The organism is Castellaniella caeni NBRC 101664 (assembly GCF_001592225.1).
GTDB lineage: Bacteria > Pseudomonadota > Gammaproteobacteria > Burkholderiales > Burkholderiaceae_B > Castellaniella > Castellaniella caeni.
Genome location: NZ_BCWN01000030.1, coordinates 1 through 19,722, shown reverse-complemented (window position 1 = coordinate 19,722; position 19,722 = coordinate 1). Strand labels below are relative to the sequence as shown.

22 protein-coding genes are annotated in these 19,722 nt (G+C 65.5%); 13 read left to right on the top strand and 9 right to left on the bottom strand.

From position 1 onward, the window contains the following. The first annotated feature begins 1 nt into the window (after position 1). Positions 2-907 carry a ribosomal RNA small subunit methyltransferase A gene (locus CCA01S_RS14330; protein ID WP_066459698.1) on the top strand — a complete coding sequence of 302 codons (906 nt, stop codon included), beginning with the start codon at positions 2-4 and terminating at the stop codon, positions 905-907. On the opposite strand, the gene gloA is transcribed toward CCA01S_RS14330, so the two are convergent. Together gloA and CCA01S_RS14320 are read right to left on the bottom strand one after the other, a co-directional pair. After that, complete coding sequence (gene gloA / locus CCA01S_RS14325) at positions 908-1,303, bottom strand: lactoylglutathione lyase (protein ID WP_066459696.1); 396 nt, start codon at positions 1,301-1,303, stop codon at positions 908-910. 105 nt (positions 1,304-1,408) lie between these two features. Further along, complete coding sequence (locus tag CCA01S_RS14320; RefSeq protein WP_066459694.1) at positions 1,409-2,353, bottom strand: universal stress protein; 945 nt, start codon at positions 2,351-2,353, stop codon at positions 1,409-1,411. 190 nt (positions 2,354-2,543) lie between these two features. On the opposite strand from CCA01S_RS14320, the gene CCA01S_RS15890 reads away from it, so the two are divergent. Beyond that, positions 2,544-2,708 carry a hypothetical protein gene (locus CCA01S_RS15890; RefSeq protein ID WP_198150032.1) on the top strand — a complete coding sequence of 55 codons (165 nt, stop codon included), beginning with the start codon at positions 2,544-2,546 and terminating at the stop codon, positions 2,706-2,708. A gap of 9 nt (positions 2,709-2,717) precedes the next feature. Then, the gene (locus CCA01S_RS14315; protein WP_198150029.1) at positions 2,718-4,079 is read left to right on the top strand and encodes a cytosine permease; all 1,362 of its coding nucleotides are present in this window, start codon (positions 2,718-2,720) and stop codon (positions 4,077-4,079) included. A gap of 48 nt (positions 4,080-4,127) precedes the next feature. Here the strand turns inward: CCA01S_RS14315 and CCA01S_RS14310 are convergent, their stop codons facing one another. The 5 genes from CCA01S_RS14310 to glyQ are packed head-to-tail and all read right to left on the bottom strand — an operon-like array spanning position 4,128 to position 9,288. Beyond that, entirely contained in the window at positions 4,128-5,000 is an 873-nt protein-coding gene (locus tag CCA01S_RS14310) for a M48 family metallopeptidase (protein ID WP_084386804.1), read from the bottom strand. Continuing rightward, on the bottom strand, positions 4,978-5,715 hold the full coding sequence (locus CCA01S_RS14305) for a lysophospholipid acyltransferase family protein (protein ID WP_066459690.1): 738 nt from the start codon (positions 5,713-5,715) through the stop codon (positions 4,978-4,980). Before CCA01S_RS14305 ends, CCA01S_RS14310 begins: the two co-directional genes overlap by 23 nt. Beyond that, positions 5,712-6,266 carry a D-glycero-beta-D-manno-heptose 1,7-bisphosphate 7-phosphatase gene (gmhB, locus tag CCA01S_RS16160; RefSeq protein WP_066459688.1) on the bottom strand — a complete coding sequence of 185 codons (555 nt, stop codon included), beginning with the start codon at positions 6,264-6,266 and terminating at the stop codon, positions 5,712-5,714. Before gmhB ends, CCA01S_RS14305 begins: the two co-directional genes overlap by 4 nt. Beyond that, positions 6,263-8,395, bottom strand: coding sequence for a glycine--tRNA ligase subunit beta (gene glyS / locus CCA01S_RS16155; RefSeq protein WP_066459686.1), 2,133 nt, complete (start codon positions 8,393-8,395; stop codon positions 6,263-6,265). Before glyS ends, gmhB begins: the two co-directional genes overlap by 4 nt. Continuing rightward, positions 8,392-9,288, bottom strand: coding sequence for a glycine--tRNA ligase subunit alpha (gene glyQ, locus CCA01S_RS14290; RefSeq protein ID WP_066459685.1), 897 nt, complete (start codon positions 9,286-9,288; stop codon positions 8,392-8,394). Before glyQ ends, glyS begins: the two co-directional genes overlap by 4 nt. Positions 9,289-9,384: 96 nt before the next feature. Here glyQ and CCA01S_RS14285 point away from each other — a divergent pair, with 96 nt between their 5' ends. The 3 genes from CCA01S_RS14285 to CCA01S_RS14275 all read left to right on the top strand — a co-directional run bounded on the left by CCA01S_RS14285 (position 9,385) and on the right by CCA01S_RS14275 (position 12,170). Beyond that, positions 9,385-10,152, top strand: a complete 768-nt coding sequence (locus tag CCA01S_RS14285) for a crotonase/enoyl-CoA hydratase family protein (protein ID WP_066459684.1) — start codon at positions 9,385-9,387, stop codon at positions 10,150-10,152. A gap of 91 nt (positions 10,153-10,243) precedes the next feature. Further along, positions 10,244-11,062: an HpcH/HpaI aldolase/citrate lyase family protein gene (locus tag CCA01S_RS14280; RefSeq protein WP_066459683.1), complete on the top strand. Its 819-nt coding sequence runs from the start codon at positions 10,244-10,246 to the stop codon at positions 11,060-11,062. 136 nt (positions 11,063-11,198) lie between these two features. Then, positions 11,199-12,170: a thymidylate synthase gene (locus CCA01S_RS14275; RefSeq protein WP_066459681.1), complete on the top strand. Its 972-nt coding sequence runs from the start codon at positions 11,199-11,201 to the stop codon at positions 12,168-12,170. A 125-nt stretch (positions 12,171-12,295) separates the two neighbouring features. Here the strand turns inward: CCA01S_RS14275 and CCA01S_RS14270 are convergent, their stop codons facing one another. Together CCA01S_RS14270 and CCA01S_RS16245 are read right to left on the bottom strand one after the other, a co-directional pair. After that, positions 12,296-12,718 carry an OsmC family protein gene (locus CCA01S_RS14270; RefSeq protein WP_066459679.1) on the bottom strand — a complete coding sequence of 141 codons (423 nt, stop codon included), beginning with the start codon at positions 12,716-12,718 and terminating at the stop codon, positions 12,296-12,298. 233 nt (positions 12,719-12,951) lie between these two features. Then, positions 12,952-13,086 (bottom strand): hypothetical protein, encoded by a 135-nt coding sequence (locus CCA01S_RS16245; protein WP_258005673.1) that lies wholly within the window; start codon positions 13,084-13,086, stop codon positions 12,952-12,954. Here CCA01S_RS16245 and CCA01S_RS14265 point away from each other — a divergent pair. From CCA01S_RS14265 to CCA01S_RS14235, 7 genes are all read left to right on the top strand, one after another. Continuing rightward, positions 13,022-14,695: a cbb3-type cytochrome c oxidase subunit I gene (locus tag CCA01S_RS14265; protein WP_066459677.1), complete on the top strand. Its 1,674-nt coding sequence runs from the start codon at positions 13,022-13,024 to the stop codon at positions 14,693-14,695. The genes CCA01S_RS16245 and CCA01S_RS14265 overlap by 65 nt on opposite strands. 2 nt (positions 14,696-14,697) lie before the next feature. Next, positions 14,698-15,357, top strand: coding sequence for a cbb3-type cytochrome c oxidase subunit II (locus CCA01S_RS14260; RefSeq protein WP_066459674.1), 660 nt, complete (start codon positions 14,698-14,700; stop codon positions 15,355-15,357). Next, on the top strand, positions 15,354-15,938 hold the full coding sequence (locus CCA01S_RS14255) for a c-type cytochrome (RefSeq protein WP_066459673.1): 585 nt from the start codon (positions 15,354-15,356) through the stop codon (positions 15,936-15,938). The genes CCA01S_RS14260 and CCA01S_RS14255 overlap by 4 nt, the downstream gene beginning before the upstream one ends. Positions 15,939-15,952: 14 nt before the next feature. After that, on the top strand, positions 15,953-16,663 hold the full coding sequence (locus CCA01S_RS14250) for an SCO family protein (RefSeq protein WP_084386803.1): 711 nt from the start codon (positions 15,953-15,955) through the stop codon (positions 16,661-16,663). Then, positions 16,660-17,349, top strand: a complete 690-nt coding sequence (locus CCA01S_RS14245) for a hypothetical protein (RefSeq protein WP_084386802.1) — start codon at positions 16,660-16,662, stop codon at positions 17,347-17,349. The genes CCA01S_RS14250 and CCA01S_RS14245 overlap by 4 nt, the downstream gene beginning before the upstream one ends. Positions 17,350-17,358: 9 nt before the next feature. After that, entirely contained in the window at positions 17,359-18,036 is a 678-nt protein-coding gene (gene coq7 / locus CCA01S_RS14240) for a 2-polyprenyl-3-methyl-6-methoxy-1,4-benzoquinone monooxygenase (protein WP_066459670.1), read from the top strand. A gap of 553 nt (positions 18,037-18,589) precedes the next feature. Then, positions 18,590-19,648 (top strand): porin, encoded by a 1,059-nt coding sequence (locus CCA01S_RS14235; RefSeq protein ID WP_066459669.1) that lies wholly within the window; start codon positions 18,590-18,592, stop codon positions 19,646-19,648. Positions 19,649-19,722: the final 74 nt, after the last annotated feature.

Genomic DNA, 19,722 nt, shown 5'->3' with positions numbered 1-19,722 from the left:
CATGGCCCAGCACCAGGCGCGCAAGCGGTTCGGGCAGCATTTCCTGTGCGATGAGTCGGTCGTGGACGACATCGTGCGGGCCATCGACCCGCAGCGCGACGACGTCATGATCGAGATCGGGCCGGGGCTGTCGGCGCTGACCGCGCCGCTGCTCGACCGGCTCGATCGCCTGACCGCCGTCGAGCTCGACCGCGACCTCGCCCGGCGGCTGCGCGCCAGCTACGGCGACGATCGCCTGCGCGTGGTCGAAGCTGACGCGCTCACGGTCGATTTCGCCTCCCTGGTGCCTGGTGGTGCCGATCGTGGCCCTGCGGCGACATCGGATGATGCGGCGTCAGGTCGTGCGGCGTCGGACGATGTCGCGGCGTCCGGTGCGGCGGCGCAGGCTGCGCCCAGGCTGCGCATCGTGGGCAACCTGCCGTACAACATTTCGAGCCCGCTGTTGTTTCACCTGATGCGCTGGGCCGATCAGGTGCGCGACCAGCACTTCATGCTGCAGCGCGAGGTCATCGATCGCATGGTGGCGCACCCCGGCGACAGCCAATATGGCCGTCTGTCGGTGATGCTGCAGGCGCGCTACCGCATGGTGCGTTTGTTCGACGTGCCACCCGAGGCCTTCGACCCGCCGCCGCGCGTGATGTCGGCCATCGTGCGCATGCGGCCCCTGCCCGCCGAGCGGGTGCGCCATCCGTTGAACCCGGCGCTGTTCGACCAGCTGGTGGCGCGCGTGTTCGAGCACCGGCGCAAGATGATCCGCGGCAGCCTGGGCGGCTGGACGGCGCAGCTGGACTTTGACGCGCTGGGCATCGCACCCACGGCCCGCCCGCAAGAACTGTCAGGCGCGCAGCTGATGGACTTGGCCGATGCCCTGAGTCGTGCGGGCGTCACCGTGCCGACAAGGGCTTGATCAGTCGGTACGGCCGTTACGCTGGATGAGTTCGATCTTGTAGCCATCGGGGTCTTGCACGAAAGCGATGACGGTGCTGCCGTGTTTCATGGGGCCCGCTTCGCGCACCACCAGGCCGCCGCGCGATTTGATCATGGCGCAGGTGTCGTAGGCGTCTTCGACTTCAATGGCAATGTGGCCGTAGCCCGTGCCGATCTCGTAGCTGTCGGTGTCCCAGTTGTGGGTGAGTTCGATGGCGGCTTCCTGGGATTCGTCTTGATAGCCGACGAAGGCCAGGGTGAAGCGCCCTTCGGGGTAATCTTTGCGGCGCAGCAGTTTCATGCCCAGGATGTCCGTGTAGAACATCAGGGAGCGATCGAGGTTGCCGACGCGCAGCATGGTGTGCAGTAGTCGCATGATGTGTCCTTGGTGGGGTAATGCCACCATGATACTTCAGCGCACCTCCGTACGCGTCCGACGTCTCGTTGGGCTTGATGCCCGTACTTGAACCCGGTGTTTGCGCTAGCGCACGACGTAGACGGCGCACTCGGCCCTTTGCATGACTTTGCGGCTGATCGAGCCAATCTGCAGGCCCTGGAGGTCGCCCAGGCCGCGCGCGCCCACGGCGATCAGGCTGGCATCGCTGGCCGAGGCGAGGATGGCCTGGTCGGCGGGTTCTTCGCTGATGACCTGTTCGGTCTTGAGCCCCGGATGATGCTCGCGCACGTAGCTGGCCGCCTGCTGGGCGATGTCGCTGGCCTGCTGGGCCGTGTCGGCGACCGCTTGTTCGTAGGGGTAGGCGTCGCTGCTTGCGGCGGCGGCGAGCCTGGCTTCGGCGGCCTTGTCCGCCACTGGTTTGAGTGACGGCGCCAGCGACCAGAGGTTCCAGTTGGGGCGTTTCCAGGCCACCACGATGCGCAAGAAGGATTCTGTGTCGGCTGCCAGGCGGGCGGCCTCTTGCAGCGCCCGGATGCCGTACTGCGAGCCATCGACCCCCACGACGATCGGGTGCTGCATGGACGGCAGGGGGCGGGGCGATTTGCGCACCACCGCCACCGGGCAGGGGGCGTGGCTGGTGAGCTTGAAGGCAACCGAGCCGAGGATGGCGTCTGGCAGCAGGCCGCGCGCGCGGTGCCCGATGACCAGCAGGGTGGCTGCGTTGGCGCAGTTGATGAGCGCGTTGGCGGCGCCGCCCGGCCGCCCCATGGGCTTGACGGGGATGTCGGCAAAGGGTTGGGCCTTGGCGGCCCCCGCTTCGGCAATGCGCTGCGCCTGACGGACGTACATTTCCTGGATGCCCGGGCGGGCGAGTTCGACGCTGGTGTCTTCAACGCCGGTGGCCGAGACCACGAGCAGTGGGCAGTGGCGCCGCTGCGCCACGCGGGCCGCCCATTCGAGGGCGAATTCGCTTTCGCGGGAATCGTCGTAGCCGACCACCACCTGCTGATCGGGGTGATTTTCAGTCATGTCGTCACCTGCTTGCCGTTTGCGAAATGATCAGCATAGCAGAGCTCAGCCGGTATTTTTGGTATGTCGAGCCAAGAGAAAAACGCGGCTGCAGGCCCGGGCGGCTTCATGCTAATGTGCTCGCTTATAACAAAAAGTTTGGGGCACCGGCTTGTTGCGGGTGATCCAACTACCGAGGAAGGCAATCTTCATGAATACCTCAGACGTTCATCAGCGCATCTCCGCGACCACCGGCCTGCTGGCAGACAGCGACTACGCAATCGACGACCGGCACGTCAAACTGTTCAACGAAGACCTGGCGCCCGTGCCCGCATCCAAGCGCACCTGGGGCTCGCTGGAAATCTTCAACGTCTGAACCAACGACGTGCAATCGCTGGCGGGCTACACCCTGGCGGCCAGCCTGTTCATCACGGCGGGCATCAGCGGCTGGCTGGTGTTCGCCGCCATCATCGTGGCCAGCGTCGTGGTGATGTTCCTGGTCAATCTGTCGGGCAAGCCCAGCGTGCGCTACGGCATCCCCTACGCGGTCATCGCGCGCACCAACATGGGCGTGCTGGGGGCGCGCTTCCCAGCCCTGCTGCGTGGCATCGTGGGCATGTTCTGGTTCGGTGCGCAGACCTATTTTGCCTCCACTGCCGTGGCGCTCGCCATCAACGTCATGTTTCCCAATCACTCGGCGGCCACGTTTTTGTCGCTGACCTGGGTGGGCTGGTTGTCGATCATCCTGGTCAGCGTGTTCCAGCTGATCATCTTCATCCGCGGCATCGGCTGGATTTCCCGTTTCCTCAATTTTGCCGGGCCCGCCGTCTACGCGGTCATGGTGCTGCTGCTGGTGGTGCTGTGGACCGAAGCCGGCAGCGAGCTTATCGACGGCGTTGACAGCCTGTTCCAGTCCAAGTCGCTGGGCACCTGGGAAACCATCTCGGCCTTCGTCGGCGTGGTCGGCACCATGGTGGCCTATTTTGCCGCCGTCGTGGTCAATTACGGCGACTTCTCCCGCTTCACGGTGTCGCTTTCGCACATGCGGCGCGGCAATTTCTACGGCCTGCCGGTCTCGCTCACCTTCTTTACTTTCCTGGCGCTGTTCATCACGGCGGGCTCCTACATCGCCCTGCAGCACGGCGGGGGCGAGCCGCTCACCAATCCGGCGGACATCGTCGGCCTGGTGGGCAATACCTGGCTCACGCTGGTTGCCGCCGTCACTTTCTTCATCGCCACGGTGGGCATCAACCTGGTGGCCAACTTCGTGCCGCCCGCCTACGATCTCGCCAACCTGTGGCCGTCGAAAATCTCCTTCAAGATCGGCGGCCTCATCACCGCCACCGTAGGCTTCGTCATCGCCGTGCTGTGGGTGGCCGTCATCGCTCCCATGGGTTTTGGCAAGTTCGTCGATACCCTGGGCGCCGTGCTGGCGCCGCTGTACGGCCTGCTGGTGTGCGACTACTACATCCTGAGCAAGAGCCGCCTGTACGTGGCCGACATGTTCACCATGTCCGAAAAGGGCGTCTACCACTTCACCAACGGCTGGAACTACCGCGCGCTGGCCGCTGTGGGCCTGGCAGCGGCCTTCTCGATGATGACGGTCTGGGTGCCGGCCATCGGCGATACGCTGGGCGGTTTCGGCTGGATCATCGGCGCCTTCCTGGGTGGCTTCTTCCACTGGCTGGCCATGCGCGGCCGGGTGGTCATCGATCCCGCCGCCACGCTGGTGGCCGACGCGGCCTGATGCCGCCGCTGCGCGCCCGGCCTGGGCGGGCCGTGCGCCTGCGCTTGCTCAGCCTTCGGGGTCGATCAGCGTATCCGGGTGCAGCTGCCTGAGCCGGGCGCGGGCTTGCGCATAGTCGGGATACAGACGCTGCACTTCTTGCCAGAACGCGGGGCTGTGGTTCATCTGCTTCAGGTGGGCCACTTCGTGGGCAATCACATAATCGCTCAGGGCCGGGGGCAGCTGCACCAGCCGCCAATGCAGATTGATGCGGCGTTGGGCGCTGCACGAACCCCAGCGGCTGAGGGCGTCCGACAACCGCCAGCTGTGCAGCCACTCGCCCGCCAGGGCCAGATAATGGGCCAGGCGTGGTTCGATCATGGCGGAGGCCTGGCTTTTCAGCCAGGCCTCCGTGCACAGGCGGATGACGTCGGCCGGGGCATCCTGGGCCAGCGGCAGGCAAAGCCGGTCGCCCGCGACAGGGTGTTCGGGCGTGCCGGTGAAGCAGGCATCGCGGGTGGCCTCGGGGCGTAGTTCGATCATCACCCCACGATAGGCCACGCGCCCGCCGGCTTGCCAGGGGGATGGTTGCTGCGCCTGGTGGCGCAGGACGGCCTGGTTCAGGGCCAGTTTCTGGACAAGCCAGGTGGCCTTTTCCCGCATGAAATCGTGGATTTGCGTGTGCGACACCCAATGTGGCGCCTGTACCAGTATCTGCAGTCCACGCACCGTCATGCTGAGGGTATTGCGCTGCCGCGAGCGGCGCAGCCCGTAGAAAAAGGTGCGCTGCCCGATCTGCAGCCGATGCGGCTGGTAGCCTGGCGGTGGCGGATCGGGGGTGTCGGTCATGGCATCCGGCGAGGTCTGCAGGGACGCTGGGGGCGGATCGAGGGCGGCGGGCACGGGGTATGACCCCTGTTCAGGCAGGGGTTTTCTGGCCATAGCGCTCGGGATTGAGCTGCCGCATCTCGGCCTCGATCCAGTCGCGTACCGCGTTGTTGAGCCCCGCTGAGCTGTAGCCTGCGGGGTCGATGGCCGGGCCGAACGACACGGTGACCAGGCCGGGTGTCTTCAGGAAGGCGTTGCGCGGCCAGCGTTCGCCGGCGTTGTGCGCCACCGGGATGACGGGCACGCCGGTCTTGCAGGCCAGCATGGTGCCGCCCTGCTTGTAGCGTCCAACCTCGCCGGGCGCCACGCGCGTGCCTTCGGGAAACAGCACGGGCCAGCGGCCTTCGGCCAGGCGCTGGCTGCCGATGCGCACCACTTGGTCGAAGGATTCGCGCCCCTTGGCCCGGTCGATCGGAATCATGCTGAGCAGGGCCAGGCTCCAGCCAAAGAAGGGCACGTGGTGCAGCTCTTTCTTGTAGACGAACACCACATCGCGCGGCAGCTTGACGGCGAAGTAGAGCGTTTCCCAGGCCGACTGGTGCTTGGACAGAATGATGGCCGGGCCGTCGGGCAGGTTTTCCAGGCCGCGCGCCTGGTAGCGGATGCCCAGAATCCAGCGCGCGCCCCACAGGGCCATGCGTGGCCATCCCAGGGTGAGCCGGTAGCGCCAGGCCAGGGGCAGGGGGGCCCACAGCACGCAGCACAGGGCATAGGGGATCACCGTCACGACCAGATAGGCCATGTACAGGCTGGAGCGCAGGAAGTTCATGGATTGGCTTTGAGTAGGGCTTCGGCCACGGCGGCCAGGTCGTCGCGCACCTCGGTGCCCGCGGGCAGTTCGCCGCTGGTGCCCGAGGTGTCCCAGGTTTTCCGGCCTTTGCCGGTGAGCACCAGCCAGGGGGTACAGCCTGCGGCGGCGGCGGCCTGCAGGTCGCGCAGGCTGTCACCCACCAGGGGCACGCCGTCCAGGCGCACGTCGAGCCGCTGGGCGATGTCGTGCAGCATCCCGGGCAGGGGCTTGCGGCAGGCGCAGTGATCGTCGGGGCCGTGCGGACAGAAAAAGATGGCATCGATGCGCCCGCCAGCTTCGGCGACGGCCTGGCGCATGCGCTCGTGGATGGCGCCCAGCACTTCCATCGAGAACAGCCCGCGCGCGATGCCCGACTGGTTGCTGGCCACCACCACGCGCCAGCCCGCCTGGCTCAGGCGGCCGATGGCTTCGAGGCTGCCCGGGATGGGCCGCCATTCGTCGGGCGACTTGATGAAGGCGTCGCTGTCGTGGTTGATGACGCCGTCGCGGTCGAGGATGATGAGTTTCACTGCGCAAGCCTTGAGAGGTCGGCGACCTGGTTCATGAGGCCGTGCAGGTTTTGCAGCAGGGCCAGGCGGTTGGCGCGCACCTGCGGATCGTCGGCCATTACCATGACCTCGGTGAAGAATTGATCGACGGCGTCGCGGGCCTGCGCCAGCACGGCCAGGCTGGCGGTGAAGTTGCCCGCGTCGAGTTCGTGGCGCGCCTGCGGCGCCAAACGGGCGATGGTGTCGGCCAGCTGGCGCTCGGCGGGCTCGCACAGCAGGCTGTCGTCGATCGCGGGCAGGGTGCCCTCGGCCTTCTTGAGCAGGTTGCTGACGCGCTTGTTGGCCGCTGCCAATGCTTCGGCCTGGGGCAGCGCGACGAAGTCGACGCAGGCCTGTACGCGCGCGGCCACCTGATGCAGGGGCGGGCGCAGCGCCAGTACGGCGTCGATGGCGGCGCGCTCGTGGCTGGCGGCCAGCAGGTTGCGGTAGCGTTCGTAGACGAAGTTGAGCACGGCCTCGACGGTGCCGTCGGCCAGCGTGCCGGGCGCGAAGTTTTCCGCGGCCTGTTCCAGCAGCGCGGCCAGCCGCGCCGGTGAATCCTGATTGGCCCGCAGCCAGCCGCCCGCGGTGAGCTGTTCGTAGGCGCTGATGAGGCCCAGGGCCGCGCGGCGCAGGCCGTAGGGGTCGCGCTCGCCGGTGGGGGCCAGGCCGATGCCCCAGATGCCGATCAGGGTTTCGGCGCGTTCGGCCATGAAGAGTATCGTCGCGGTGAGCGTCTCGGCCGAGACGGGCGCGTCGAGGCGGATGCGGTATTGGTCGCGCAAGGCGCGTACGACATCGGCCGGTTCGCCGTCGTGGGCTGCATAGTAGGCCCCCATGATGCCTTGCAGCTCGGGAAATTCGCCCACCATCTGGGTGCCGAGGTCGGCGTGGGCCAGCATGGCGGCCCGGGCCGCCGCCGGGGCATCGCCGCCCAGCAGGGGGGCCAGCCAGTGGGCCAGCTTGCGCACCCGCTCGGTGCGCTGCAGCTGGCTGCCCAGCTTGTTGTGGTAGACGCTGTTGGCCAGTTCGGCCACACGCTCGACGAGCGGTGTTTTCAGGTCGGTCTGGTAGAAGAACTGCGCATCGGCCAGGCGCGGGCGCACCACGCGTTGATTGCCCTGGATGATGAAGGTGGGGTCTTGCGGCTGCATGTTGCTGACGATGAGAAAACGGTGTGTCAGCGCGCCGGTCTCCGGGTCGAACAGCGGAAAATATTTCTGGTTCAGGCGCATCGTCAGGATGAGGCACTCTGGCGGCACCGACAGAAATTCTTTCTCGAAAGCCCCGACGTACACCGTGGGCCATTCGACCAGCGCCGTGACTTCATCCAGCAAGGCCTCGGCTTCGGGCGACTGCCCGATCGTGGCGCCCAGCGCGGCGGAGGTGTCCGCCAGCTGCTGCGCGATTTTCGCCCGGCGCTGCTCGAACGACGGGATGACGCGGCCTTCGTGGCCCAGGCGCTGCGCCCATTCGTCGGCGGTGGCGATGGTGATGGGATCCTGGCACAGGAAACGGTGGCCGCGCGTGATGCGGTCGGCCTTCAGCCCCAGGGTGCGCACCGGGACGACGGCATCGCCCCACAGCGCCAGCAGGTGGTGCGCCGGGCGCACGAACTTGACGCTGGTGCGGCCATCGGCCAGCTGGTATTGCATGACCTTGGGGATGGGCAGGTGGGTGACGGCATGGTCGAGCGCCTGCTGCAGGCCGTCGGCCAGGCGCGCGCCCGGCGCGGTGCCTTCGGCGTAGAGCACGTCTTGCTTGCCGTCGTGGCGACGCGTCAGCTGGCTGACGGCCAGGTGGTCGAGCCCCTTGGCGTGCAGTTTTTTCTGCAGGGCCGGGGTGGCCGCGCCGCTGGCGTCCAGGCCGATGGCCGCCGGCATGAGCTTTTCGGCAAAGGGCTGGTCGGCGGCCTGGTCGAGCACGGCGCTGAGGTGGACGGCCAGGCGGCGGGGGCTGGCATAGGCGGTGCGCACGCAGCCTTCGGCCAGCAAGTGCTGTGCCTGCAGGGTTTTTTCGATGCCGTCGGCAAAGGCCTCACCCAGCGCCTTGAGCGCCTTGGGCGGGAGTTCTTCGGTGACCAGTTCGAGGATGAGCGGGCGCGCGTTCATGCCTGTGCCTCCTGCAGCATGGGGAAGCCCAGCCGCTCGCGGGAATCGTAGTAGGCCTGGGCGACGGCGCGCGACAGGTTGCGGATGCGGCCGATGTACGTGGCGCGCTCGGTGACGCTGATGGCGCCGCGCGCATCCAGCAGGTTGAAGGTGTGGGCCGCCTTGAGGGTGGCTTCGTAGGCGGGCAGGGCCAGCGGGATGTCGATCAGCCGCTTGGCTTCGGCCTCGTAGTCGTTGAAGTGGGAAAACAGCATGGGCGCGGCGGCGTATTCGAAGTTGTAGGTGGATTGCTCGACCTCGTTTTGATGGAACACGTCGCGGTAGTACACCCGTCGGCCATCCGGGGCTTGCGTCCAGACCAGGTCGTAGACGGATTCGACCCCTTGCAGGTACATGGCCAGACGCTCGAGCCCGTAGGTGATTTCACCCAGCGTGGGGTTGCAGTCAAGCCCGCCCACCTGCTGAAAGTACGTGAACTGCGTGACTTCCATGCCATTGAGCCAGACTTCCCAGCCCAGGCCCCAGGCGCCCAGCGTGGGGTTTTCCCAGTCGTCCTCGACGAAGCGGATATCGTGCTGCTGCGGGTCGATGCCCAGCGCCTGCAACGAGCCGATGTAGAGGTCGAGGATGTTGCTGGGAGCGGGCTTGAGCACCACCTGGAACTGATAGTAGTGCTGCAGGCGGTTGGGGTTGTCGCCGTAGCGGCCGTCCTTGGGACGGCGCGAAGGCTGCACGTAGGCCGCGCGCCAGGGCTCGGGGCCGATGGCGCGCAAGAAAGTGGCGGTGTGCGACGTGCCGGCCCCGACTTCCATGTCGTAAGGCTGCAGCAGGGTGCATCCCTGCCTGTCCCAGTATTGCTGGAGCGATAAAATCAGTTGTTGGAATGTGAGCATGACGTGGCGGGTGACCCGCAAGGTTCGTATCCGAAACTCGAGTACAGTGCAGACTGCACCCAAAACGGCCATTTTATCCACTTTGCCGGAGAACACATGAGCGATTGCCTCGAAGTCCAGCAACAAGACGACATTCTGATCCTCCGCCTCAACCGGCCTCAGGCTCGCAACGCGGTCAATCTCGAGCTTGCGCAGGCGCTGGCGGGCGCGCTCGACCAGCTGGATGCCGACCCGCAACTGCGCCTGGGCATTCTCACCGGGGCGGGCGGGCATTTTTGCGCCGGCATGGATCTCAAAGCCTTCGCCGCCACCGGGCAGCGCCCCTACGTGGGCGAGCGTGGCTTTGGCGGCCTGTGCGAGCGCCCGCCGCAAAAGCCGCTGATTGCCGCCGTCGAAGGCTACGCCCTGGCGGGTGGCTGCGAACTCGCCCTGGCTTGCGACCTCATCGTGGCCGCGCAAGATGCCAAGTTCGGCGTGCCCGAAGTCAAGCGTGGCCTGGTGCCCGGGTCGGGCGGCATGCTGCGGCTGCCGTCGCGCATCCCGTACCACGTCGCCATGGAGGCCGTGCTCACGGGTGATTTCTTCTCCGCCGAGCGCCTGCATCAGCTGGGCATGATCAACCGGCTGGCTGCGCCCGGCGGCGCGCTCGACGCCGCGCTGGCCCTGGCGCGCACCATCGCGGCCAACGGGCCGCTGGCCGTGCGCACCGCCAAGTCCGTCATCGCGCAGTCGCGCAACTGGCGCCCCGACGACATGTTCGACTTGCAACGTCCGCGCATCGCCCACATTTTCACGTCCGAGGATGCGCACGAAGGGGCCACCGCCTTTGCCGAGAAGCGCAAGCCCGTCTGGAAAGGGCGTTGAGCCCGCGCGGCGGCACCTTGTTCACCGATCGGGCGGCGCAAGCCGGGCGGGTGCCCGGCCGCGGCGCCCGGATACGTCCCACGGAGGCACCATGCACGACACCCTGATGCGCACCGCGCTTTTTGTCCCCGCCACCCGGCCCGAGCGTTTCCCCAAGGCTGTCGCCAGCGGCGCCGACGCCGTCATTGTCGATCTGGAAGATTCCGTCGCGCCCGAGGCCAAGGCGCAGGCCCGCGACGCCCTGGCCCGCTTTGCCGCCGAGCACCCGAACGACCCGGTCTGGGTGCGCATCAACGACGGCACGACCCCGTGGTTCGACGACGACCTGGCCCTGTGCCGTTCGCTGCCTTCGGTGGCGGGCATCGTGCTGCCCAAGGCGCAGGCCGCCGAGCACGTCTACATCGTCTCGGGGGCGGGCAAGCCGCTCATGCCCGTCATCGAGTCGGCTTCGGGCCTGCGGGTGCTCGACCGCATTGCCGAGGCCAATGGGGTTGTGCGCCTGTCGTTCGGCATTCTCGATCTCATGGTCGAATTTGGCACGCGGCCTCAGACTGAAGGCGCGCAGCGCATCCTCGACCAGATCCGCTTCCAGATTCTGCAGGCCAGCCGCATGCACGGCCTGGCCGACCCGCTCGACACCGTCTACGCCAACTTCTCCGACACCGATGGCTTGCGCCAGAGCGCGACGCTGGCCCGCGACATGGGGTTTGGCGGCATGCTCTGCATTCACCCCAGCCAGATCGCCGTGGTGCACGAGGTGTATCGGCCCCAGCCCGACGAAATCACCTGGGCGCAGCGCGTGGTCGATCACGCTGACGACACGGGCGACTACACCTTCCGCCTGGACGGTCACATGATCGACCTGCCGCTCATCGAGCGTGCCCGACGCGTGCTTGAACGTTCGGTGTAGTCGGCCGCCGCGGGCCGCTTGGCAATGCGTCCGTTGTAAGATGCGCCTGCGCGGCGGTTTGCCGCTGTCCGTGTGAGAGAGCCTCGGGCGGCTCACGCAGCTGCGCTGTCACGCTGTTTTTTACAGGAATACTGCCATGAAAGCCTATCTCGATCTCGTGCAATCGATCTTCGATCAGGGTGCCTGGCAGGACAACCGCACGGGTGTGCGCACCCTCAGTCTGCCCGGCGCCAGCCTGCGCTTCGATCTGCGCGAGGGCTTTCCGGCGGTCACGACCAAGCGCCTGGCGTTCAAGTCGGCCATCGGCGAACTGGTGGGCTTTTTGCGCGCGCACGACAGCGCCGCCGACTTCCGCGCCCTGGGGTGCCGGGTGTGGGATCAGAATGCCAACGAAAACCAGGCCTGGCTGGCCAGCCCCTGGCGCGATGGACTCGACGACCTGGGCCCCGTCTATGGCGTACAGTGGCGCCAGTGGCCCGCCTACAAGCTGCTGCCCGCCGCCGCCGCGGCGCGTATCGAGGCGGCTTTGGCAGAAGGCTATCGCCTCGTGGGCCCGGTGGTTGATCAAGGCCAGCCCTGCGTGTTGCTGTACAAGGCTATCGACCAGCTGCGCCAGTGCCTGGATACCCTGATCCACAACCCCGGCAGCCGCCGCATCCTGTTCCACGGCTGGAACTGGGCGCAGATCGAAGAAATGGCGCTGCCGCCCTGCCACTTGCTGTATCAGTTTTTGGCCAACCCGAACACGCGTGAGCTGTCCCTGTGCCTGTACATCCGCAGCAACGACGTGGGCCTGGGCACGCCCTTCAACCTGGCCGAGGGTGCGGCGCTTACGCACCTGGTGGCGCGTCTCACGGGCTACGAGCCCCGCTGGTTCACGTATTTCATCGGCGATGCGCACATCTACGAAACCCACGTGGACATGCTGCGTGAACAGCTGCGGCGCACGCCGTATCCGGCCCCGCGCCTGCGCCTGTCGGATCGCATCCCTGCCTACGCCGACACCGGGCGCTTCGAGCCCGAGTGGCTGGAACGCGTAGAACCCGGCGACTTCACGCTGGAAGGCTATCAACATCACGCGCCGCTGACCGCACCGATGGCGGTGTGACCAGGGCGGTGTAGAAGGCAACACCAAAAACCTTGCTGCAGCTCGGCGACTAGACGGCTCGGCCTCCAGGACAGGAACCCCACAGTCCTTCCATCCGAGCCATCTATCCGCCCGACGACAAGGCGTCAATCGCCGATGATGTCGATCGAATGTGTGATTTTCGCCGTTTTCTCCAGCATGGCGATGGCCGAGCAGTACTTCGTGTGTGACAGATCGACCGCGCGCTCGACGGCGGCGGCGGGCAGATCCGTGCCCTTGACCTCGAAGGCGTAGTGGATGTGCGTGAACACCTTGGGTTCGGTGTCTGCCCGCTCGGCTGTCAGCTTCACCCGGCAGCCCGTGATCGCGTGCCGACCGCGCTTGAGGATCAGCACCACGTCGTAGGCCGCGCAGCCGCCGGCGCCCGTGAGCACCATCTCCATGGGGCGGGCGGCCAGGTTCTGGCCGCCGCCATCGGGCGCGCCGTCCATCGCCAGCACGTGGCCGCTGCCCGTGCGCGAGATGAACAGCATGCCTTCCGGGCCCTGCCAGTCGAGAGTGCATTCCATGGTGTGCGTCCTTCCAGAGAAAAGAGACAGTGTATTGAATATTGTCTATTCAGTATCTGCATTTTGCCTCGAGCGGCGGCATGGCGCCTGCGCCGGGCGGGTGGACGCCCTGGGGTCTTTCCCGAGTGACGCGCCGGGCAAAGGAGCGTCTGATACCGCACAAACCCTCGCGCGATATGGGGACTTGTCAGGTCTTTCTCAAGGTCTGGATTTATCATAGATCAAAACTAAGGCTACAATTCCGGCTCGCCGGGCCCGTCTTCATTGGGCTGCGGCTTCTTTTGTTCTTCAACTGGAAGCGCTGTGGATACCGTCACCGTATTACTCATGACCTTCATATTGTCCGTTACAGGGCTGGGTGTTTTCATCTGGTCTCTGCGACGGAACATGTTCGACGACAACCCCGAAGCGGCTGGGGTCATCTTCTCGACGGGCGAAATCGGCCACGTCGAAGACCCGTCCGCCACGCCCGAGCAGCGGGCCGGCCTGCAGAAGGTCGTCACCGAAGGCGGCAAGGCGGTCATCGACCCGTCCCTGGCGGCCAAGCTGCAGCAAGAGCTGGCGGATCGCACCGAGGCCGACCAATCCACGGCCTACGTCACCTTCACCTTCCTGTGCTGTGCCATCGTCTGGCTGGTGCTGGCGTCCACCTTCGGGCTCATCAGTTCCATCAAGCTGCACAACCCCGAATTCCTCACCCAGTACGCCTGGCTCACCTTTGGCCGCACGCGCACGCTGCACCTGAACATGGTGGCCTACGGCTGGTGCCCGATGGCCGCCTTCGGCATCGCCATCTGGGTGCTGCCGCGTCTGCTGAAAACCCGCCTGTATGGCGGCCGTTTCGCCATCCTGGGCTGCATGCTCTGGAACGCGGGCCTCATCGCCGGCCTGGGCGCCATCGCCGTGGGCATCAATGACGGTCTCGAATGGCTCGAAGTGCCCTGGCAGGTCAGTATCCTCATCGTCATCGGCGGCTCGCTCATCGCCCTGCCGCTGGTCTTCACGCTGCGCAACCGCAAGGTCAAGCACCTGTACGTGTCCATCTGGTACATGGGGGCGGCGCTGTTCTGGTTCCCCGTGCTGTATCTCGTGGGCAAGGTGCCGGGCGTGCACTTCGGCGTTGAACAAGCCACGATGAACTGGTGGTTCGGCCACAACGTGCTGGGCCTGTACTACACCCCCATCGCGCTGGCCTCGGTGTACTACTTCCTGCCCAAGATCATCGGCCGCCCGATCCAGTCGTACAACCTGTCGCTCATCGGCTTCTGGGCGCTGGCCTTCTTCTACGGCCAGGTCGGCGGCCACCACTTGGTAGGCGGCCCGGTGCCGCACTGGCTCATCTCGCTGTCCATCGTGCAGTCGATGATGATGATCATTCCGGTGCTGGCCTTCTCGGTCAACCAGCACCTCACCATGCGTGGCCACTTCAAGACCATGTATTACTCGCCCACGCTGCGCTTCATCGTGATCGGCGCCATGATGTACACGCTCAGTTCCTTCGAAGGCTCCCTCGAAGCCCTGCGCAGCGTCAGCCGCGTGGCCCACTTCACGCACTTCACCGTGGCGCACGCCCACCTGGGCCTGTATGCCTTCTTCTCCATCGTCATGTTCGGCGCCATCTACTTCGTGATGCCGCGCGTCATGTCCTGGGAATGGCCGCATCCCAAGCTCATCAGCCTGCACTTCTGGCTGGTCACCCTGGGCATCGGCGTGTATTTCGTCTCGCTGTCCACCGGTGGCTGGCTGCAAGGCCTGGCCATGCTGGACGCCACCAAGCCCTTCATGGAATCCGTGCGCGTCACGATTCCCTACCTCGAGGGCCGTACGCTGGGCGGCACGATGATGACCCTGGGTCATCTGGTGTTTGCCGTGCACTTTGTCTTGATGGCATTGCGCTATGGCACCAGCCGCGTGGGCCCGGCCCTCTTGCATCCCCGTAAGTTTCAGCCTGAAGTTCAGGCGATTGCAGGTGCCTGATCATGGAAAGCGAATACAAACTCCTTAGTGGGGCAATGGTTACCCTTGCCCTGGCCACTGCCACTCTGGTCGTGATGCCTTACTTGCAGTTGTCCGACGTGCAGCCTTCGCCGGGCCTCAAACCCTACACCGAACAGCAGCTGCGCGGCCGTCAGGTGTACATCGAAATGGGCTGCGTCTACTGCCACTCGCAGCAGCCGCGCAGCCAGTCGATGGCGCCCGATTTCGAGCGTGGCTGGGGCCGCGCCCCGGTGGCCGGTGATTACTACTACGATCACCCGCACCTGCTGGGCACCATGCGCACCGGGCCCGATCTCTTCAACATCGGCGCGCGCCAGCCCAGCGTCGACTGGAACCTCGGCCACCTGTACGAACCGCGCGCCTACACGCCGGGCAGCACCATGCCGTCCTTCCCCTTCCTGTTCACGCTGAAAGACAAGGCCGAGGAAGGCGACAAGGTCGTCAACCTGCCGCCCAGCTTTGCCCCCAGCGGCAAGGTCGTCGTGGCCACGCCCGAGGCGCTCGATCTGGTCGATTACCTGATCGGCCTGAACCATACCTATCCGGTCAATCCGGATGCCCAGTTGCCCGCGCTGGATCCGGCCGTTGCGGCTGCCGAGCACGCGAAGGCAGAGCCGGCGGCTGAAGGAGCCAAGCAATGAGCGATAAATTCACCCAGCAAAAACGCGAGAACAACGAACCGTTCGAAGGCAGCAACCCCATCCCCAAGACGGTGTTGTTCATCATCGGTGCCCTGCTGGTCTGGGCCGTGTACCACCTGTACGTGTCGTACACCCCCATGCCGCCCGCCGTGGGCGACGATCGCGTGGCGGCCGACTTCATCGTGCCCAAGACCGCCGATGGCGGCCAGCTCTATACCGCCAACTGCGTGGCCTGTCACCAGGCCACCGGCGCGGGCGTGCCGGGCGTGTTCCCCCCGCTGTCCAAGTCCGAGTGGGTGGACGATCCCGATGCCAGCGTCATGGTGCGCATCGTCTTGCACGGCATCCATGGCCCGCTGACGGTCGAAGGCGCCAAGTACAACGGTGAAATGCCGCACTTCCAGGAAAAATTCTCCGACGAAGAGCTGGCCGCCATCGTCAGCCACGTGCGCTCCAGCTTCGGCAATACGGCGTCCAAGATCGATGCCCAGTTCGTCGCCAAGGTGCGCGAAGAAACCAAGGGTCAGGCAACGCCCTGGAAGGGTGACGAAGACCTGCGCCCCTTGCTGACCAAGAAGTAAGCCGGGCCGACGACATGCGGTGGGTCGTATCGCTGGTGCTCGCCCTGGTGGCGGGCATCGGCGTTTTATATGGTCTGACCAACGGCTTCACGGTGCTCACGGCCGAAGCCGCCCGGCGCCAGGCGGTGGCCGAGCAGCCGCGCCCCATCCCGGCGGCGCTGGTGCTCGATGCCGCCGGTCGGCAACAGGCGCTGGCGGACAATCTCCGCGACGATGGCCGGGTGGCGATCGTCAATTTCTTTTATACGCGGTGCGTGTCCTTGTGCCTGGCGCAAGGGTCGATCACCGAGCAATTGCAGCGCGCCATCGAGGCCGAAGGCCTGCAAGACAAGATTCGCCTCATCAGCATCAGCTTCGATCCGCGTGACCGCGCGCAAGATCTGTCGCGCTATGCCGTGCGCATGGGGGCCGCGCCCGCCGAGTGGCAGTTTCTCACCCTCACGGATGCCCGTCAGCGCGCCGCCGTGCTCGATCTCTTCGGCATCATGGTCGTGCCCGCCCCGCTGGGCGAGTTTGAGCACAATGCCGCGTTTCACGTCGTGACGCCAGATGGTCAACTGGTACGCATCGTCGATCTCGATGACCCGGGCTGGGCCTTGAAGGCGGCCAAGTCGTTCGTGTCCGGCCTGTCGGCGCACGCAGGCACTGCTGCGGCCCGCGCCAAGGCGGCGCCTGTGCCGCATCAGCCGCTGGTGGCGCCGCGCGCCGTCAAGGAGCCTTCATGAACCGCCTCGGAACAATAGGCTGGGTGTCGCTGGGGCTGGCCCTGCTGTGTCTGGCGGTGGCCCTCGGGCTGCACGACGCGCTGACGACGCTTATGAGCCTGCACATGGTGGTGCAGATCCCCCTGCTGGTGCTGGGTGGCATGTTTGCCGAGCAAGTGTGGCACGCCTGGGCCGTCTCGCGAGCGCCCGCAGCCGCGCCCGCGGCGCCGTTGCTTTCCGGGCAGGCGGCGGCCGGGCAGTCCGGCGGGCGGCGCGCGCGGATGGTCTGGCAGGACACCTCGGGCCGACGCATCCGTTGGACGTACAACGCCTACGGCATTCCCGGCCTTTTGCTGGTCAGCCTGGTGGGGGCGGGGTGGATGATTCCCAAAGCGCTGGATGACGCGCTGGTCGATTGGCGTGTGGCCGCGTTCAAATACGTCGGCCTGCCCGTGTGCGGTTGGCTGCTGCGCGCCTCCGTGCGCCGCGCCAACGTGGTCATCAAGCTGTTTTTCCTGGGCAATTTCTGCTGGATGAGCGCCATCGTCGGCATGGTCTATCTCGACCAGCCCATCCGTCTGTGCAACGCCTATCTGCAGGACGACCAGGATTGGGCGGGCCGCGGGCTGATCGCCCTGGCCATCGTGTTACCCTCGTGCTGGTTGCTGGCCGAGCTCAAGCCCGTCTGGCGGTTCTTGAATCGATAGGGAAACATCATGGATCAGGCTCAAATCCAGGACAGTTCATCTTGGCAGCGTCGGCGCGGGCGCCTGGACGGCTTGCTGGCCGAAGCGGGCCGCGCCTTGCAGGTGCTGGATGGCACCGTGGCGCACGGTCGCGCATCCCCCGCGGGTGCTGTTCAGGCAGACGACCCTGTCCTGTCGCCCGACGAAGCCCGCCATGCAGCGGGCCTGATGCGTGTCAACCACGTGGGCGAAATCTGCGCCCAGGCGCTATACCGCGGGCAGGCCATGTTCTGCAAGGATGCCCGCATCCAGGGTGTACTGCTGCAGGCGGCCGCCGAAGAAGTGGATCACCTGGCCTGGTGCCGCCAGCGCCTGGACGAACTCGGCAGCCGCCCCAGCTTGCTGAACCCCTTGTGGTACGCCGGGGCCTTCGGCCTGGGCGTGGTGGCCAGCCGGGCCGGCATCCCCTACAACCTGGGGTTCATGGCCGAAACCGAGCGCCAGGTCGAAGAACACCTGGATGGCCACCTCGATCGCCTGCCCGGACACGATCGCCGCTCGCGCGACGTGGTCACGCAGATGCGCGACGACGAGATCGGCCACCGCACCACGGCCGAAACGCACGGCGCCGTCCCGCTGCCAGCCCCGGTTCGAGGGCTCATGCGCCTGATGTCCAGGGTGATGACGACCACTGCCTATCGGGTTTGATCTTGGGGCTTACCCTGGTTTGTGTGTAAAAGACAACAAACCTATGGCTGTTGTCTATTGACATCAAATTGATCTTGCGTCGCAGCAAAAGTTTTCTATATAATCTGTTTATCGGATGTCGAAACGCGATTGCAGCGGGAAAACCCTAGATCGCGGCGGCTCAGGCCAAAAGCCTTGGTAGCCCGACATGCCCAGGTTGTCTCCTCCACCCTCCTCCTTTGGTGGATTTAGCCCAGGATCTTCGGATCTTGGGCTTTTTTTTATCCATTTTCAGGCCCGCCAGGCCTGCCGGCTTCCTGCTTCCGGTTTTCTTCTTACGACTTCTTCCGCTCCAACGCGTGGGGCGCGCCAGGCGGGGTTTTTGCCTCGTCTGGCGCGCTCGTGTGGCTTTGGACGCGACCTGTGCATGACCCCTGCCAAAACCACCTTCTGCGGGAAAGTCCCTAAGTGCTCGATATTGTGTCCTCAATGTTTGTATGTAAACATCATGTTGAAATATGAACATGAACGGATTCATATTCACATCCACTCAAAATGACACGAGGAGATATCTATGAAGTGGCATACCGCATATGCCTGCTTGGGGGCTGCTGTCCTGTTGGGGGCGTCAGGGGCCGCCGTTGCCCAGGGAAGCAGTGACAGCGTGACCTTATATGGCCGGGTAGTGGCCGGGTTCGATTATCAGAACCACGTCTACGACGAGGCGACCGGCAAGTCCCACAGCGTGCACAGTGGCGCGGACAATCAGTGGGGCACCAGCATGTTCGGCTTCAAGGGCACCGAAGACCTCGGGGGCGGCGTCAAGGCGATTTTCAATCTTGAGTCCGGCTTCAGCGGCACGACGGGAAATCTCAATGGCGACGCGCTGTTCAATCGGCGCGCCTACGTCGGCCTGCAAAGCGACGAGTACGGCACGCTGATGATGGGGAAAAATCAGCCTATTGCCGACCAGTTGTGGGCTTTGGACCCGACTGGCCAGCAGTTCATTGGCAGCGCAACGCTGGTGCGTGGCCGCAACTGGCAGGGTGACGACAATATGTTCCTCTATGAGTCTCCGCGCGTCGGCGGCGTCGGGGTGCAGCTGATGACGACTGCCAGCGGCGTCGGCTCCGGCAATCGCAAAGATGCCTTGTCCCTGTCCTACGTGGACTCCGTCTACGAGCTGCGCGCCATTTATGACGTGGCGCGCGACGAGGACGGGAAATACAGCGATGTCTTCGCGTATTCGAAAGAACTGACGCTGGGCGGAACGGTCACGTGGGATGACCTCAAGCTGTTTGCCGGCTACGAGCTGCTGGATGCCCCGGACGTCAAAGATGGCCAGACCGACCGGGCGCAGCATTACTGGCTGGGGGCTCGCTATCGGATCACGCCTGCGCTGACGCTGATCGGCGCGGCGTACCGGGTCAACGCCAACCAGGGGGGCGGTTCGGCCAATCTGTTCATGGCGGGGGTGGACTACAGCCTGTCGCCGCGCACCTTGCTGTATGCAAGCGTCGGCAACGTCCAGAATGGTGACAATGCCAATTTCTCCGTGGAGGCCACCAATTACAACCCCGCTCGCGGCCAGAGCCAGACGGGCTTTTATGTGGGGATGGCCCACTCTTTCTGAGGTGCGAAGGCGCGTCCGCCGTGGCCGCTGTGGCCGCGGCGCCCGTGCCGGGGCCTAGTGTGCTGTTCGGTTAA